Below are 16597 nucleotides of genomic sequence, written 5' to 3'. Positions count from 1 at the left end.
TGAAATCTCTAAATTATTCGTTGGTTGTTTCTAAAATTTGTCCAAGAAAGTCTTCCACGACACTCAAATCCCGAGTGCGGGGAATCGGTGGTAAGCTTGCGAGAAATACGCCTCCGTACTCACGCGTTACTAAACGATTATCGCAAATAATCAGCGCACCTTTGTCTTTCTTGTCTCTAATTAACCGCCCGACTCCCTGTTTAAGTGTAATCACTGCGTCAGGGATCTGAACTTGAGCGAACGGGTCGCCACCTTTGAGTTGGCAATCTTCGATACGCGCTTTCAGTAATGGGTCATCGGGTGCGGTAAATGGCAATTTGTCGATAATAACACAGCTAAGTGCATCACCTCTAACATCTATCCCTTCCCAAAACGCGCCAGTGGCAACAAGTAACGCATTGCCTAACTCCATAAACTCTGCCAGTGTCTTTTGCTTGCTGGTTTCCCCTTGAAGAAGAACCGGAACCGAAAGCGTCTCTCGAAAACGCTCTCCTAATTCTCGCATCATGCTGTGGGACGTACACAAGAAGAAACAGCGACCTTGGTTTTTCTCAATCAGAGGCGACAACATTCGCACAAGTTTATCCGCCAGCCCCGGACTATTGGGTTCAGGCAAATAACGAGGAACACACAGTCGCGCTTGGTTTTGATAGTCAAAAGGGCTTGGGAGAGAAAACTGCTTTACCGGATTCAAACCTAACCGCGAGGTAAAGTGACCAAAGTCACCATTCACCGCCAACGTCGCGGAGGTAAAGATCCAAGCGCCTTGCTTCATCTCGATCTGTTCATGAAACTTATCCGCCACTGAGAGCGGTGTAATGTGCAAGCTAAAATGGCGAGGCGTAGTATCGTACCAATACGAATACCCTGTAATCGACACATCACACACTCGCTTCAATCGCGCTTGTATCGTATTTGCTCGCTCAAACGCACTATCGAGCAACTGGCTACGTCCAAGTGCCAGTTTGAGTACTTCTAAGGCGAACTCTAGCGCTTCTTGCAAGCGTTCAAGTTCACGTGCAATGGACGGCGATTTAATGGCTTCTCGCCAGTTACCACGAAAGCCGGGCTCTCCTAAGGTAATTCTTAAATCCATGGCAGATTGGAGCAGCTTTTCACCCACCTTCTGCAACTGACGCATGTCTTTTGCTTCTGTGCGATAGCCAATCTCAATGTCTTTGGATAACTCTTGGATCTGACGGCTAGAAAGCGACTGACCGAAATACTGACTTGCAATATCGGGTAGCTGGTGCGCTTCATCAAAAATAAACACATCCGCTTCAGGGATAAGCTCACCAAAGCCGGTTTCTTTGATCGCTAAGTCGGCAAGAAACAGGTGGTGGTTAACGACAACCAGATCGGCGTCCATCGCTTTTTTACGCGCTTTCAGAACGAAGCAATCTTGATAACTCGGGCATTCTTTGCCTAAGCAATTATCGTTGGTAGAGGTAATCGTTGGGATAACCAGACTATCTTCCGCAATCGCATCGCAGTCCCCTAAATCGCCGGTTTTCGTTTCACTCGCCCAAGAACGCACTTTGACCAACTGGCTCAATAATGTAGGGTCAGCATTGTTAGTGTGACTTTCCACCATCTGCCGACTCAATCTATCTAAGCACAAATAGTTTGCTCGCCCCTTTAGCAGCGCTACTTGACCATAAAAGCCGAGTGCACTTGTCATTAAAGGTAAGTCGCGGTGGAACAGCTGCTCCTGAAGGTTTTTGGAACCTGTACTGATGATGATTTTCTTCCCACTTAGAAGAGCAGGAACCAAATAGGCGAAAGTTTTACCCGTTCCTGTTCCAGCCTCGACCACAAGCTGAGCATCTTGTTTTATTGCGTTGGAGACGGCCTCGGCCATATCCAGCTGTGCTTGGCGAGGTTGAAAACCCGGTATCACTTTACCGAGCGCACCATCAGGAGAGAAGGTTTTAGAGATCATCAAAAGAATCTATAGCATCTACAAATCTGGGACTGGGGATTATGGCAGTTTTGAGCGCGGCGTGCGAATTAAGAATACTCATTAATAGGGAGATCTCACTGATGCACCTCTGCTCAGAAAGCGAAAAATAAAAAGTCCGTATAGCGATTATTGGTTGAAACTGCATCCATATTAGTTTAATTGTTACTTTTAAGATTCAGGAAGTTTCTCCGCTCGAAGTCCTGCAAAAATCTACATAAAGCACAACAAAAAATCACTCACGGAAGTATTTATATCAATGGAAAAGAAAACGCTACTCACGCACTGCACTGACGCTCCTGGACTTATTTCTAAAATTACAAACATTTGTTACAAGCACCAGTTAAATATCATTCATAACAACGAATTTGTTGATAATACAAGTGGCCATTTTTTCATGCGAACCGAGCTGGAAGGTTACTTTAATGACGAGACATTTCTCGCTGATCTTAATCACGCACTGCCTGAAAACGCTAAGTACAAACTGATCAGTTCTAGTCGTAAACGTATTGTCATCTTAGTGACTAAAGAAGCTCACTGTATTGGTGATATTCTGATGAAAAATTATGATGGTAGCCTTGATGTAGAGATCGCAGCCGTTGTTGGTAACTACGACACTTTGCAAAACTTAACGGAAAAGTTCGATATTCCTTATCACCATGTTTCCCATGAAGGTCTAAACCGTGAGGAACATGAGCAGAAGATGCTTGAAGTGATCGACCAATACGACGCTGATTTTTTAGTATTAGCGAAATACATGCGTGTATTAACACCGTCATTCGTAGAAAAGTATCACCACAAAATCATTAATATCCACCACAGCTTTTTACCTGCATTCATTGGCGCAAAGCCCTATCAGCAAGCCTATGAGCGCGGTGTTAAAATCATTGGCGCAACCGCGCACTTTGTTACCAATGATCTCGACGAAGGACCGATCATCAAACAAGACGTTATCCCTGTCGACCACTCTTTCAACGCACAAGATATGGCGCAAGCAGGCCGAGATGTCGAGAAAAATGTGCTGAGTAAAGCGTTGAATAAAGTGCTCAACGATCATGTTTTTGTTTATGGCAATAAAACCGTGATCTTGTAGTTATGAAGTGAGTTGAGCTGCCCTGCTCGGACATAAGAAACCCATACAAAAAGACCTCCGAAATGGAGGTCTTTTCCTAAGCTGAAACTAAAGCTTAGCCGCCAGTTCAACCCCTTGTCGGATTGCTCTTACGGCGTCCAGTTCACCGGCAAAGTCTGCCCCACCTATGACATGCAGTTTCCCTTCAAGCAGTTGCCACTTATCTTCAAATGGGTGAACCGATTCTTGTCCGGCACAAATGACAACCTTGTCGGCATCCAGTAACTGCTCTTTGCCATCAACGGAAATATGTAAGCCTTGGTCATCAATTTTCTCGTAGCTCACACCACCCATTAAATGTACACCGCGTTTTTCAAGCGTACGCTTATGAATCCAGCCTGTGGTTTTTCCTGGCCCTTTACCTACGCGCCCATCACGGCGTTGCAGTACCCACACCGTCTTATCGCTCAAAGAATCTGGGTAAGGATAGAGACCACCCGGATAACTGATTTCTTTATCGATGCCCCACTCATGCAGCCAGTCGTCAAGGCTCTGCCCAGCAGGTTCCGTCAGCATGGTCGCCACATCGACACCAATACCACCAGCGCCCACAATCGCCACTTTGTTTCCGACATAAGTCTTATCACGGATAAGCGTTTGATAGTCTACCACTTTTTCAGGGTTATCAATCCCTTCAATCGCGACTTTGCGTGGTTCTACGCCAGAGGCCATCACCACTTCATCGTACTCTGTAAGTAGATCAAAATTAGCTTCTGTTTCAAGGTGAAGCTTCACACCTGTCTCATCAATTTGATTGGCAAAGTATCGGATGGTTTCACGGAACTCTTCTTTACCAGGGATTTGCATCGCCAAACGGAACTGACCACCGATTCGATCATTGCGTTCGAACAAGTCAACTTGGTGTCCACGCTGTGCTAAAGTCGTCGCACAAGCCAAACCCGCTGGGCCCGCTCCGACCACAGCAATATTCTTAGGTGCGTCTGTCGGAATAATCTTGAGTTCGTCTTCGCGACAAGCAAGTGGGTTGACCAGACAGCTCGCTCGCTTACCTTTAAAGACATTATCGAGACAAGCCTGATTACAGCCGATACAAGTATTGATCAAATGCGACTGTTGTTTTTCTGCTTTGATAACAAATTCAGGGTCAGCAAGGAATGGACGTGCCATTGACACCATATCTGCCTGATCACTCGCTAAAATTCGTTCTGCTTCTTCTGGCGTATTGATTCTGTTACAGGTCACGATTGGAACATTCACATGTGGGCGCACTTTCTCCGTTACCCAAGTAAATGCACCACGAGGAACTTGTGTTGCAATGGTTGGTATGCGCGCTTCGTGCCAGCCAATACCGGTATTGATAATAGTCACACCTGCGTTTTCTAACTCTTTCGCTAGCTGAACCACTTCGTCAAAAGTACTGCCTTCTTCGACGAGATCCAACATAGATAAACGGAAGATGATAATGAACTCTTCACCTACAGATTGGCGAATTGCCTTAACGATTTCTAAAGGGAAGCGGATGCGATTTTCGTAGCTGCCGCCCCATTCGTCATAGCGCGTATTTGTTCGCTTACAAATGAACTGATTGAGCAAGTATCCCTCTGAGCCCATCACTTCAACGCCATCGTACCCAGCTTGATGCGCTAAAACCGCGCTATTTGCAAAAGCATCAATTGTATTTTTAATTTGGCGAGTGCTCATTTCACTAGGCGCGAAACGGGAAATCGGTGCTTTTATGGATGATGCGCTCTGAGAAAAAGGGTGCATTGCATAACGGCCAGCATGCAGCAATTGGAGCGCGATTTTCCCACCATGTTGATGAACGGCCTCCGTCACAACTTTGTGGGCTTTAGCGTGTTTCGGTTTACTAAACTCAGCGCTAAATGGATGCAGTCGACCACGGAGATTTGGCGAAAAACCACCCGTGACAATCAGGCCAACCCCTCCTTTTGCACGTTCTGCATAAAATGCGGCAAGCTTTCCAAGGCCCTCTTTATGTTCTTCAAGTCCTGTATGCATCGAGCCCATCAAGACTCGGTTTTTAATCTGCGTAAATCCTAGATCCAGCGGCTTTAGTAAATTTGGGTACATAGCAGACATCACTTCCATTTGTTTTTATGGTCTGACCACGATAAAAGCGTTTGTAAAAAAAATCAAACAAGCGTTTACATTTCTGTAACACCGATCAATCTTCCAGTTGTGCGCTTATACTTGTTTAAGTAGGATGTAAGTAATGTAACTTTTCTGAATTTATAAGGTCTTACAACGGCTAAGCCTTAAACTGCCATCAGCGCAGCGGAGATTAAATGAAAACAATATTCAAGTTTATAGGGATGTTCTTTAAAGGGATCTGGAAACTGATCACCTTTACTCGACTTGCCCTAGCAAACCTTCTTTTTCTGGTAAGTATTGCGGTTATTTATTTTATCTACTTCCATGCAGAACCCACAGCTCCCAAAGTAGAGAAAGCATCCGCACTTATTCTTAACTTATCTGGTCCACTGGTAGAGCAGCCAAGATATGTCAATCCTATGGATTCTTTTACTGGCTCACTTTTAGGGAAAGATCTTCCAAGAGAAAACGTCTTGTTCGATGTGGTTGATACCATTCGTTACGCAAAAGATGACGATAAAATCACTGGCTTGGTTTTGGCTTTGAACGACTTGCCTGAAACCAACCTAACCAAACTGCGCTATATCGCCAAGGCATTGAATGAATTCAAAACCTCTGGTAAACCGATTTATGCCGCTGGTGATTTTTACAACCAAAGCCAGTACTACCTTGCAAGCTACGCAGACAAAGTCTACCTAGCGCCTGATGGTGCGGTGATGCTAAAAGGCTACAGCGCGTACTCACTTTATTACAAAACGTTCCTAGAAAAGCTCAACGTTAATACGCATGTATTCAGAGTAGGCACCTACAAATCAGCCATCGAACCGTTTATTCGAGATGATATGTCGAGTGAAGCGAAAGAGTCGGCATCTCGTTGGTTAGGCCAGCTTTGGGGGGCATACGTTGATGATATCGCTTCCAATCGCCAAATTAAGCCTGATTCACTGACGCCAGATATGGATGAGTTCCTAGAACTGCTGAAGAAAAATAATGGCGATTTGGCTGCTCTTTCCAAGAACATTGGACTTGTCGACAGCTTGGCTACACGCCAGCAAGTCAGAGCTGAGCTAACAGAAATATTCGGCAGTAACGGTGATGACAGCTATAACCACATTGACTACTACAGCTATCAACACACCATGGCCCCTAGCTTTGATTACGCGGCTGACGACGTGGGCGTTGTTGTCGCAAGTGGCGCTATTATGGATGGTTCTCACCCACGCGGTACAGTGGGTGGCGACACAGTGGCGGCTTTGCTGCGTCAAGCTCGTAACGACAACAAAGTGAAAGCGGTTGTTTTACGTGTCGATAGCCCAGGAGGCAGCGCCTTTGCTTCAGAAGTTATCCGCAATGAGATTGAAGCCCTAAAAGCAGCAGGTAAGCCAGTGGTTGCTTCCATGTCTAGCTTGGCAGCGTCTGGTGGTTATTGGATTTCGATGAGTGCAGATCGCATTATTGCTCAGCCAACAACGCTAACGGGATCGATTGGTATCTTTAGTGTTATTACTACTTTCGAGAAAGGATTAAACAAGCTGGGGGTTTACACCGATGGTGTCGGCACCTCCCCATTCTCTGGTGTTGGTTTAACCACTGGTCTTACTGAAGGCGCTTCTGAAGCATTCCAGCTTGGTATCGAGCATGGCTATAAACGCTTTACAAACCTAGTCAGTACAAACCGTGACATTCCGGTTGAGCAGTTGGACAAAGTTGCTCAGGGACGTGTGTGGACAGGTCAAGATGCAATGGAACATGGCCTTGTAGACACCATTGGTGATTTTGATGACGCGGTGAAAATAGCAGCAGAGTTAGCGAATTTGAAAAACTACAATATTCACTGGGTGGAAGAGCCGCTTTCCCCAGCGCAACAGTTTATCTATGAGCTAATGAATCAAGTGAAAGTGTCGCTGAATATCGATGTTACAGCAATGCTGCCTCCATCAATGCAGCCGATTGTAAACAAGATCAGCGCCGATGCTGACCTTCTACAAAGCTTCAATGATCCAAAGGGGCAATATGCGTTCTGTTTAAATTGTCTGGTTGAGTAAGCGAGTAAGTCATATTACACCGCAAACGAGTGAATAGAGCTTTACTCTAGTCACCGTGTAATTAGGGGCGTTCCAGTGTGGGATGCCCCTTTTTATTAGCAAGGATTGTTATATAATCTTCCATCCTGTTCCCCCTACAATGATTGGTTTCCAAGCAATGGCAAGAAAACACATTTATATCGCTTACACTGGCGGCACCATTGGTATGCAGAAGTCGAACGATCATGGCTATGTTCCCGTCGCAGGCTTCATGGAAAAACAACTGGCGAGCATGCCAGAATTCCATCGTCCGGAAATGCCTGAGTTCACCATCCATGAATACGCTCCGCTGATCGATTCATCAGATATGTCGCCTAAAGACTGGCAACAAATCGCGGACGACATTCGTGATAACTACGACAACTATGATGGTTTTGTTATCCTTCACGGGACTGACACCATGGCATACACTGCCTCTGCTTTGTCGTTCATGCTTGAAAATCTAGGCAAACCCGTCATCGTTACCGGCTCGCAGATTCCGCTGGCTGAACTTCGCTCTGACGGTCAGGCTAACTTGTTGAATGCTCTGCACATTGCGGCAAACTACCCTATCAATGAAGTCACCTTGTTCTTCAATAATAAGCTGATGCGCGGTAACCGCAGTACTAAATCCCATGCAGACGGCTTTAATGCATTCACTTCGCCTAACCTTCCTCCGTTACTAGAAGCAGGTATTAATATCCAGCTCAGTAGTGATGTGCGTGTAGATGAAAAACCAGAAGGCGAGTTTAAAGTCCATGACATCACACCTCAGCCAATTGGTGTTATCACCATGTACCCGGGAATTTCTCATGAAGTAATCCGTAATACATTGCTTCAACCGGTCAATGCGATGATTCTTCTCACTTTCGGCGTGGGTAATGCCCCACAAAACCCAGAACTGTTGGCGCACCTAAAAGATGCTTCAGAGCGTGGCGTGATTGTTGTAAACCTAACGCAGTGTCTAGCAGGCAAAGTGAACATGGGTGGCTATGCGACAGGTTGTGCTTTGGCGGAAGCAGGCGTTATCAGCGGCTACGACATGACCCCAGAAGCGGCACTGGCTAAGTTGCACTACTTGCTGAGTCAGGGCTTAAGCTACGAGCAAGTCAAAGTTAAAATGCAGCAAGTCCTACGTGGCGAAATGAGTATCTAAGCTCATTCCTACCCTATGAGCTTAAAAGAAAAAGGCGACTCAACTGAGTCGCCTTTCTTGTGAATTAATCTTTCGATTAACCGATGTGAGTCGCACCGCCCATGTACTTCTGCAGTACTGCTGGGATTGCGATACGGCCGTCAGCTTCTTGGTTGTTCTCAAGAATCGCAACCATAGTACGACCTACAGCCAAACCAGAACCATTTAACGTGTGCACAAGCTCAGGTTTCTTCTCGCCTTTACGACGGAAACGCGCCTGCATACGGCGTGCTTGGAAGTCCCACATGTTCGAACAAGATGAGATCTCACGGTATGTTTCTTGCGCTGGAACCCAAACTTCAAGGTCGTAAGTCTTACGAGCACCGAAGCCCATGTCACCAGTACATAGAACCACTTTACGGTAAGGAAGCTCTAGAAGCTGTAGAACTTTCTCAGCATGGCCTGTTAGCTCTTCTAGTGCGTTCATTGAATCTTCTGGCTTAGTGATTTGCACAAGCTCAACTTTGTCGAATTGGTGCATACGAATCAAACCACGAGTATCACGACCGTAAGAACCGGCTTCTGAACGGAAACATGGCGTGTGCGCAGTCATCTTAAGCGGTAGATCAGCTTCGTCAGAAATCGTGTCACGAACCATGTTTGTTACTGGAACTTCTGCTGTCGGGATCAGTGACAGTTTACGTGGTTCTTCATCGTTTACTTTTTCTGCTAGTGGCTCAGTGTGGAAAAGATCTTTACCAAACTTAGGTAGCTGGCCAGTACCAAATAAGCTGTCAGCATTCACTAGGTAAGGCACGTACATTTCAGTGTAGCCATGCTCTTCTGTGTGAAGATCCAACATGAATTGAGCAATGGCACGGTGTAAGCGCGCAAATTGACCTTTCATTACGATAAAACGTGCACCAGTGATTTTCGTCGCGCTAGCAAAGTCCAGACCGTCGCCCATTTCACCTAAATCTACGTGATCTTTAAGCTCAAAGTCGTAAGTTTTCGGCTCACCCCAACGAGAAATCTCTACGTTGTCATTTTCGTCTTTACCGTCTGGTACTTCATCGTCTGGCAGGTTAGGTACTGAAAGCGTAATGTCTTCAAGTTTTGCCATTACCGCATCAAGTTCTACTTTTTTCGCTTCAAGATCGCTACCAAGTGTACCGATTTGCTTCTTGATCTCTTCAGCACCTTCTTTATCACCAGCCGCCATTTTCTGGCCGATTTGCTTGGAGATGGAGTTACGCGTGGATTGTAAATTCTCAACTTCTACTTGAATGGACTTACGTTGTTCTTCAAGGTTACGGATTGTCTCGACGTCTAGCTTAAAGCCGCGACGTGCCAGTTTTGCAGCTGTATCATCCAGCTCTGTACGAAGTAATTTAGAATCCAGCATTGTTAATCCTATGCTTTTTAGTTGTGAAGTGGCGCATGAACATCATGCTCACACGCTTAAAAAATTTACCAAATAAATGTATCCAAAAAAGGCCTTTATTCATAGCGCTTTTGTGGGCTTTTTGCATCCAAACTAGCCAAGTAATCTAACTTTTCGCCAATTTTTGTTTCTAAGCCACGATTAGTCGGATAATAGTAGCGCGTATTGCTCATTTCTGGAGGGAGATACCTTTCACCCGCAGCGTATGCTCCGGGCTCATCATGGGCATATCGATACTCTGCGCCATAGCCTAAATCTTTCATTAAACTCGTTGGCGCGTTTCGCAAATGCGGCGGTACTTCATACTCTGGCTGATTATGAGCATCGCTTAATGCTTGCTTCCAAGCCGTATACACTGCGTTACTTTTGGGCGCACACGCCAAATACACGATCGCTTGAGCTATGGCGCGCTCCCCTTCTGCTGGGCCAACGCGGGTAAAACAATCCCAAGCGGATAAAGCCACTTGCATTGCACGTGGGTCAGCGTTACCTACATCTTCAGAAGCAATCGCCAATAAACGACGCGCAATATACAGTGGGTCACAGCCTGCTGTTATCATACGCGCAGCCCAGTATAATGCGGCGTCTGGGTTCGAACCTCGAATCGACTTATGGACTGCAGAGATTAAGTCGTACCAAATATCCCCTTTATTGTCGAAACGAGAGACTTTTTCACCCGCGACTTCAGCGAGAAGTTGAAGCGTAATGTGCTTTTCACCCTGCTCGTTTTCTTGCGCCATATCGTACAGCAACTCAAGGTAGTTGAGTGACATTCGCGCATCGCCATTGACCAACTCTGAAAGCCTGTCTAACACGTTGTCGACAAAATTTGCTGTTACCTTACCCAAGCCTCTTTCAGGGTCAGCAATCGCTTGTTCGAGTGCTTGTCTGATATCTTGCGTAGCGAGAGACGTCAGCTTGTAGACTCGCGCACGAGATAAGAGTGCGTTATTCAGCTCGAACGAGGGGTTTTCAGTGGTAGCCCCGATAAAGGTCACCGTTCCATCTTCTATGTGAGGTAAAAATGCGTCCTGCTGAGATTTGTTAAATCGGTGCACCTCATCCACAAACAAGATGGTACGTCGGCCTGCCATTTTGTTTTCGCGCGCTTTCTCAATCGCCGCACGAATCTCTTTCACACCGGAGGTCACCGCAGATACGCGTTCTACTTCCGCATTCGCGTAATTGGCAGCCACTTCCGCGAGCGTCGTTTTACCGGTTCCAGGTGGTCCCCATAGAATCATAGAGTGGATGTGGCCCGCCTCTAGCGCTCTTCTTAATGGCTTACCAGGACCAAGAATATGTTGCTGCCCAATGTACTGTTCCAAGTTTTGCGGACGCATTTTTGCAGCAAGGGGACGAAAATCTTCGTCCCCTGAAAAATCTAACGAGTAATTACTCACTATTAATTCCTTTGGTCGTCTACCTCTACACCTTTAGGAATAGCAAAGGTAAAACGATCTGCTTTCGGCTTGCTCAGGTTGATGTTATTGAACGTAAACGTGCTATTTTGACCGTCTTGTTCGATAACACTAAACCCTTTTACTGCCCCTTTTTTGTCGATTTCTAACTCAAATGTTCCTTGATTTGAATCTACCGCGGTCGGTATCAGAGTAAAAACGTCACCCTTCTGAGAAACTCTGTAGTTGTCCCAGTCACTCTTTCGGTTACGTGTCAGCAGAATAAACGGTGTCTGTTCCGTCGCTTGCTCTTGCCAATAGATACTCACCTGCTCAATGAACGGGCTGTAGTACCACAGTGTTTTGCCATCAGACACAAGGATGTTTTCATCAGGTGTTGTCGTTGTCCAACGGAACAGGCTTGGGCGAGAGATTTCAACTTCCCCCTCTCCTTCCATCACAACGTCGCCATCAGGACTGGTTACTTGTTGAGTAAAGTCCGCACTAAAACCTTCGGTCTGTTGTAAACGCTGGTTCAGTTCATCTTTTGGAGCGGCCATAACGGAACAACTCATCAGTAGCAACGCGGCTAGTTTTTTCATTCTTGATATCCTTTTTAGACGCAGGTAAGGCGTTTATAGCTTCTATTATGAATAAGTTTGACCGAATAAAGTTAACTTTGTTCTATTTTCCACAACACTGCTTGAATTTTTTACCACTACCACATGGGCATTCATCGTTTCGGCCAATACCTTTAAACGGATTCACACTTTGCGATTTTGCGCCACTTAACGCTTCATCCGCAGCTTGCGCGACCTCTGTGATCATAAGATCAAGCTGGTCAATAAAATCTGACAATGCTGGAGGCGTCTCAATCCCAGATGCTCTCATCTGTGCTTGCGTCTCTTCTTCATCAATCGCAAGCATAAACGAGGTGAGCATTGCCTGCATCATTCGCAACGTGCCATCACCGATTTGAACATCATGCCATTGCTCTTCTATTGTCGGCCATAGCGTCATAAACCCTTCAGCAACATCCGCGAGTTGTTCGAATTTGTTTTGCGGTTCCAGAAGATCAATAAGAGAGTATTCGTTACGCTTTAGCATTTGATACTGATGCGTGATGTGCTCTTCGACTGGCTTCCTTACTTCATTAGTATGTTCAGCAAATACAGTTGCCAACCAGCTTTCAGGGGCAAGTGGTTTAGTCGTCATGTTCGCTGCTAGTGTTAAGCCCTCCACAAAATATGGCGACTCTTCACAGTATGACTCAGGCAGTGTCAGTAGTTGATACTTCATTATTTACTTCTAGTGATTCAAGATTAACGAACCATTATAACCCTATGTCAGGCTGCGGGTCACTTATGGACTTAATGTGTTATTAACGAAAAGATTCACGCTCGTTTTCTTATCGAAGTGACTTTTCCGTTCGTTCACACTAAAATCACGCCTCCCTAAATGAAGGCGTTTTTTATATGCGAGTAGTTCTTGGCCCAATGGAGGGCGTATTAGACCATTTGATGCGTGAGATCCTAACCGATATCAATGACTATGACTTGTGTGTCACGGAATTTGTTCGTGTAGTCGATCAGCTTCTCCCCGATCACGTTTTTCACCGTCTTTGCCCAGAACTACTTCAAGGTTCAAAAACCAAGTCTGGTGTTCCTGTCCATATTCAGCTGTTGGGGCAAGACCCACACTGGATGGCTGAAAATGCGATTAAAGCCGCCGAGCTCGGCGCGAAAGGCATTGATCTGAACTTTGGATGTCCGGCAAAACTGGTTAACAAGAGCAAAGGCGGTGCGGCACTTCTCCAACACCCGGAGCTAATACATCGTGTTGTTAAAGCCTGTCGAGATGCTGTTCCTAGCCATATTCCTGTGACCGCGAAAATCCGACTTGGCTGGGATAACCCAGAAGATTGTTTTGAAATCGTGGATGCGGTTCAACAAGCGAAGGCCAATGAACTCACTGTTCACGCACGAACCAAAACTGGCGGCTATAAAGCGAGTGAAATTAAGTGGGATTATATTGGTCAGATTCGCCAGCGTTTCTCTATCCCTTTGATTGCTAATGGCGAGATTTGGAATTACGAAGATGGCCAAGCTTGTATTGAAACAACGGGTGTTGATTCACTAATGGTGTGCCGTGGCGCATTTAACGTCCCTAACTTAGGCAATGTCGTTAAACACAATCACACTGCAATGCCATGGTCGGAAGTTGTTAAGTTGCTACTGGTTTACTCTCAATACGAAATGAAGGGCGACAAAGGTCTTTACTATCCAAACCGCGTTAAACAGTGGTTTTCATACCTGCGCCAAGAGTACCCGGAAGCGGCATCTCTATTTCGTGAGATACGTACATTCAACAAAGCTGAGCCCATTGTTGAGCATATTACGGAATATCAAAGACAACTGGCGGCAGCGTAGAGATTGCCTAAGCGCTGAATCGTTCAATAAAAAAAGCCCATCATTATCCAACATGATGGGCTTGCTGTTTTTAATAAAGCCGGAACTCGTTAGTTTAGAAGCAAGCTATCATCGGCCAATTCTTCACCTCTGACTTTAGAGAACATTTCTAACAAGTCAGCGACTTGCATATTGGCTCTCTGATCACCGGCTACATCCAGGACAATTTCTCCCTGGTGGAGCATCACTGTTCGATCCCCGCAAGCAAGCGCATCTTTCATTGAGTGAGTCACCATCATCACAGTCAGGTTAAACTCTTGCACAATCTTTTTGGTCAAATCGATGATGAACGCGGCCATTCTAGGATCAAGAGCAGCGGTGTGCTCATCTAGTAGCAATAATTTACTATCAGACAATGTCGCCATTACTAGACTTACTGCTTGTCTCTGCCCACCAGATAGCAAGCCAATACTATCGCCGAGTCTGTCTTCGAGTCCTAGTCCAAGAATGCTTATTCGCTCTTGGAACAACTTTCTCCGCTTAGACGATAGCGATAAGTTCCAGCCGCGCTTTTTGCCACGCATATAAGCCAGTGCCATATTCTCTTCAATCGTCAGCTCGCCACAAGTACCCGCTAACGGATCTTGGAAGACGCGTGCACACTGCTTAGCTCGCTGATCGACACTCTGCCGTGTCACATCTTGCTCATCAATGATGACTTTCCCACCGACCATAGGGGTTTCACCTGTTACCGCCCCCAGCAAGGTTGATTTACCCGCGCCGTTGGAACCGATAACGGTTAAAAATTGATGCTCTGGCACTTCAAGGGAAACGCCTCTAAGTGCTTTGTTCTCAAGAATAGTGCCCGGATTAAAGGTAACTTGAATATTTTCCAGCCGAATCATGCAACATCTCCTGAGTTCTTACTTCCGTCTACCGCCTGCTGTCCCTTTGCAGGCGCATTAGCCTTTTTTGCTTTCCAGTTCCCTTTTAATTTCGGTGCAATCAGCGCAATCGCAACTAATACCGCTGTCACTAGGTTTAAGTCAGAGGCTTGTAAACCAAACATGCCGGAGCTAAGCGCAAATGCCACTGCAAGTCGGTAAAGCACGGAACCAAGCACAACCGCGATCACCGCAACCCAGATTTTTCTGCCCGGAATCAACGTTTGTCCCAAAATCACTGCGGCTAAACCCACAACAATTGTGCCGACACCCGATGTGACATCCGCAAAACTGTTTGTCTGAGCAAACAACGCACCAGCAAAACCCACAAAGCCATTAGACAGCGCCAAACCGAAGTAAGTGTAAAACGCGGTGCTTGCACCTTGCGCTTTGACCATACGTGCGTTGACACCCGTTGCTCGTAGACCCAAGCCAAAATCACTGTTGAGTAAACGAACGACAAACCATGCGGAAATAAGAACCAAGACACCAACCACAAGCGGTCGCATTAGCATTGGATCACCGATGGTTTCAAATGGCGTTAAGATTGTTTCTTCACCCAACAAAGCGACATTTGGTCGTCCCATAATACGGATATTGATTGAGAAGGCCGCGATCATGGTTAAGATCGACGCTAACAAGTGAAGGATGCCGCAGCGAACGGCTAAAAATGCGGTGACCCAACCTGTCATTGCGCCTGCAATAATCGCCATTCCTGTAGCCACCCAAGGGTTAATCCCTGCAACAATGGCCGTCGCGGCAACCGCAGCACCCATTGGGAAACTGCCATCAACACTTAAGTCAGGAAAGTCGAGAACACGAAACGTAAGGTAGACACCCAGAGCGACTAAGCCATATAACAACCCAATCTCCAGTGCCCCAAAAAATGCAAAAGCAGACATACAAACTCCCTTTTCTGCTAAAGACTAAAGAAAGGAGAACACGGCCTGTGTCCTCCTTGTCAGAGGCGTTACTTCACGCTGGTTGCGCGAGCAAGTACAGAATCTGGAATGGTGATACCAAGCTTTTCAGCCGCAGCTTTGTTGACAACAAGATCGGAGCCTTTGGCAACTTTAACATCCAGTTTTCCTGGCTCACTGCCTTCAAGAATCGCTGCTACGTAGTCTGCGGTTTGAACGCCAACTTGGTAGTAGTCAAACCCTAGACCTGCAATCGCACCTTTTTCAACATACGAAGTAGCACCAGCCATTACAGGCGTTTTTGCTTGATTTGCCGCAACGATCATACCTTCGATCGCACTAGCAACAGTGTTATCAGTTGGCGCATAAATCACATCAGACTTTTCTGCGATTGCCTGAGTTGCTGATTGAACATCTGCACTTTTTAGCGCGGTTGCCTCAACAATTTCGATCCCTTTAGCTTTTGCACTCTCTTTAAGTAAATCAATGAGCGCAACTGCATTCGCTTCACCTGGGTTGAAGACGACACCAATTGCTTTAACGTTTGGGATAATTTCTTTAATTAGATCAACGTGCTGGCTTACCGGAGAAAGATCAGAAAGACCTGTCACATTCTGACCAGGCTGCTCGAGTTGCTTAACCAGTTTCGCGCCTACTGGATCAGTAACCGCAGTAAAAACGACCGGAATTGAGCGTGTTGCTGACACCAAAGCTTGTGCTGTTGGCGTTGCGATACCAACCAATACATCTGGTTGTTCACCTACATACTGGCGTGCGATCTGAACGGCAATCGCTGGGTTACCCTGCGCGGTTTTGTAGTCAAAATCGAGGTTTTTCCCTTGCTCATATCCTCTGGCTTTCAGGCCGTCGATAAGACCTTGACGCGTCGCGTCTAACGCTGGGTGTTCAACAATCTGAGAAACGGCTACTTTGGCGGTTTTCGCCATAATGCTTGTTGAAGAGAGAAGCGCAGCCCCTGCTAACACTGCGGTCGCAATAACTTTTCCTGCTTTCATCTTAGCTCCTTGAATTCAGCAATATGTTGTGATGTCGTGTGCGAAATTATTTATGAGATTATTATTAAATGTGCACATCTAGTGTGCATAACAATCATTATT

13 protein-coding genes are annotated in these 16597 nt (G+C 46.1%); 4 read left to right on the top strand and 9 right to left on the bottom strand.

Annotated elements, in window-relative coordinates:
* Positions 1 to 13: 13 nt before the first annotated feature.
* Entirely contained in the window at positions 14 to 1942 is a 1929-nt protein-coding gene (yoaA, locus tag NP165_RS04535) for a DNA repair helicase YoaA (RefSeq protein WP_257085130.1), read from the bottom strand.
* A 277-nt stretch (positions 1943 to 2219) separates the two neighbouring features.
* On the opposite strand from yoaA, the gene purU reads away from it, so the two are divergent.
* Complete coding sequence (gene purU / locus NP165_RS04530; protein WP_257085129.1) at positions 2220 to 3053, top strand: formyltetrahydrofolate deformylase; 834 nt, start codon at positions 2220 to 2222, stop codon at positions 3051 to 3053.
* Between the two features lie 87 nt (positions 3054 to 3140).
* Here purU and NP165_RS04525 read toward each other — a convergent pair whose 3' ends face one another.
* Positions 3141 to 5144 (bottom strand): NADPH-dependent 2,4-dienoyl-CoA reductase, encoded by a 2004-nt coding sequence (locus tag NP165_RS04525; RefSeq protein WP_257085128.1) that lies wholly within the window; start codon positions 5142 to 5144, stop codon positions 3141 to 3143.
* Between the two features lie 215 nt (positions 5145 to 5359).
* Here NP165_RS04525 and sppA point away from each other — a divergent pair, with 215 nt between their 5' ends.
* The gene (gene sppA, locus NP165_RS04520) at positions 5360 to 7210 is read left to right on the top strand and encodes a signal peptide peptidase SppA (protein ID WP_257085127.1); all 1851 of its coding nucleotides are present in this window, start codon (positions 5360 to 5362) and stop codon (positions 7208 to 7210) included.
* Positions 7211 to 7367: 157 nt separating this feature from the next.
* Positions 7368 to 8384 carry an asparaginase gene (ansA, locus tag NP165_RS04515; RefSeq protein WP_257085126.1) on the top strand — a complete coding sequence of 339 codons (1017 nt, stop codon included), beginning with the start codon at positions 7368 to 7370 and terminating at the stop codon, positions 8382 to 8384.
* 76 nt (positions 8385 to 8460) lie between these two features.
* Here the strand turns inward: ansA and serS are convergent, their stop codons facing one another.
* The 4 genes from serS to NP165_RS04495 all read right to left on the bottom strand — a co-directional run bounded on the left by serS (position 8461) and on the right by NP165_RS04495 (position 12506).
* Positions 8461 to 9768: a serine--tRNA ligase gene (gene serS, locus NP165_RS04510; protein WP_257085125.1), complete on the bottom strand. Its 1308-nt coding sequence runs from the start codon at positions 9766 to 9768 to the stop codon at positions 8461 to 8463.
* A gap of 95 nt (positions 9769 to 9863) precedes the next feature.
* On the bottom strand, positions 9864 to 11210 hold the full coding sequence (locus tag NP165_RS04505) for a replication-associated recombination protein A (RefSeq protein ID WP_257085124.1): 1347 nt from the start codon (positions 11208 to 11210) through the stop codon (positions 9864 to 9866).
* 2 nt (positions 11211 to 11212) lie between these two features.
* Positions 11213 to 11809, bottom strand: a complete 597-nt coding sequence (gene lolA / locus NP165_RS04500; protein ID WP_257085123.1) for an outer membrane lipoprotein periplasmic chaperone LolA — start codon at positions 11807 to 11809, stop codon at positions 11213 to 11215.
* Positions 11810 to 11891: 82 nt separating this feature from the next.
* Complete coding sequence (locus tag NP165_RS04495) at positions 11892 to 12506, bottom strand: SEC-C metal-binding domain-containing protein (RefSeq protein WP_257085122.1); 615 nt, start codon at positions 12504 to 12506, stop codon at positions 11892 to 11894.
* A 176-nt stretch (positions 12507 to 12682) separates the two neighbouring features.
* On the opposite strand from NP165_RS04495, the gene dusC reads away from it, so the two are divergent.
* Positions 12683 to 13636, top strand: a complete 954-nt coding sequence (gene dusC / locus NP165_RS04490; RefSeq protein ID WP_257085121.1) for a tRNA dihydrouridine(16) synthase DusC — start codon at positions 12683 to 12685, stop codon at positions 13634 to 13636.
* A gap of 89 nt (positions 13637 to 13725) precedes the next feature.
* Here the strand turns inward: dusC and NP165_RS04485 are convergent, their stop codons facing one another.
* From NP165_RS04485 to NP165_RS04475, 3 genes are all read right to left on the bottom strand, one after another.
* Positions 13726 to 14520, bottom strand: coding sequence for an ABC transporter ATP-binding protein (locus tag NP165_RS04485; RefSeq protein WP_257085120.1), 795 nt, complete (start codon positions 14518 to 14520; stop codon positions 13726 to 13728).
* On the bottom strand, positions 14517 to 15461 hold the full coding sequence (locus tag NP165_RS04480) for an ABC transporter permease (protein WP_257085119.1): 945 nt from the start codon (positions 15459 to 15461) through the stop codon (positions 14517 to 14519). Before NP165_RS04480 ends, NP165_RS04485 begins: the two co-directional genes overlap by 4 nt.
* Positions 15462 to 15529: 68 nt before the next feature.
* Positions 15530 to 16495, bottom strand: a complete 966-nt coding sequence (locus NP165_RS04475) for an ABC transporter substrate-binding protein (protein WP_257085118.1) — start codon at positions 16493 to 16495, stop codon at positions 15530 to 15532.
* Between the last annotated feature and the right edge of the window lie 102 nt (positions 16496 to 16597).

The organism is Vibrio japonicus, from assembly GCF_024582835.1.
Classification (GTDB): domain Bacteria; phylum Pseudomonadota; class Gammaproteobacteria; order Enterobacterales; family Vibrionaceae; genus Vibrio; species Vibrio japonicus.
This window is presented reverse-complemented; position numbering and strand designations above follow the sequence as displayed.

What these genes read in the sequence shown, in the direction of transcription:
- yoaA (WP_257085130.1), bottom strand. Translation starts at nt 1,942, where the DNA reads ATGATCTCTAAAACCTTCTCTCCTGATGGTGCGCTCGGTAAAGTGATA.
- purU (WP_257085129.1), top strand. Translation starts at nt 2,220, where the DNA reads ATGGAAAAGAAAACGCTACTCACGCACTGCACTGACGCTCCTGGACTT.
- NP165_RS04525 (WP_257085128.1), bottom strand. Translation starts at nt 5,144, where the DNA reads ATGTACCCAAATTTACTAAAGCCGCTGGATCTAGGATTTACGCAGATT.
- sppA (WP_257085127.1), top strand. Translation starts at nt 5,360, where the DNA reads ATGAAAACAATATTCAAGTTTATAGGGATGTTCTTTAAAGGGATCTGG.
- ansA (WP_257085126.1), top strand. Translation starts at nt 7,368, where the DNA reads ATGGCAAGAAAACACATTTATATCGCTTACACTGGCGGCACCATTGGT.
- serS (WP_257085125.1), bottom strand. Translation starts at nt 9,768, where the DNA reads ATGCTGGATTCTAAATTACTTCGTACAGAGCTGGATGATACAGCTGCA.
- lolA (WP_257085123.1), bottom strand. Translation starts at nt 11,809, where the DNA reads ATGAAAAAACTAGCCGCGTTGCTACTGATGAGTTGTTCCGTTATGGCC.
- NP165_RS04495 (WP_257085122.1), bottom strand. Translation starts at nt 12,506, where the DNA reads ATGAAGTATCAACTACTGACACTGCCTGAGTCATACTGTGAAGAGTCG.
- dusC (WP_257085121.1), top strand. Translation starts at nt 12,683, where the DNA reads ATGCGAGTAGTTCTTGGCCCAATGGAGGGCGTATTAGACCATTTGATG.
- NP165_RS04485 (WP_257085120.1), bottom strand. Translation starts at nt 14,520, where the DNA reads ATGATTCGGCTGGAAAATATTCAAGTTACCTTTAATCCGGGCACTATT.
- NP165_RS04480 (WP_257085119.1), bottom strand. Translation starts at nt 15,461, where the DNA reads ATGTCTGCTTTTGCATTTTTTGGGGCACTGGAGATTGGGTTGTTATAT.
- NP165_RS04475 (WP_257085118.1), bottom strand. Translation starts at nt 16,495, where the DNA reads ATGAAAGCAGGAAAAGTTATTGCGACCGCAGTGTTAGCAGGGGCTGCG.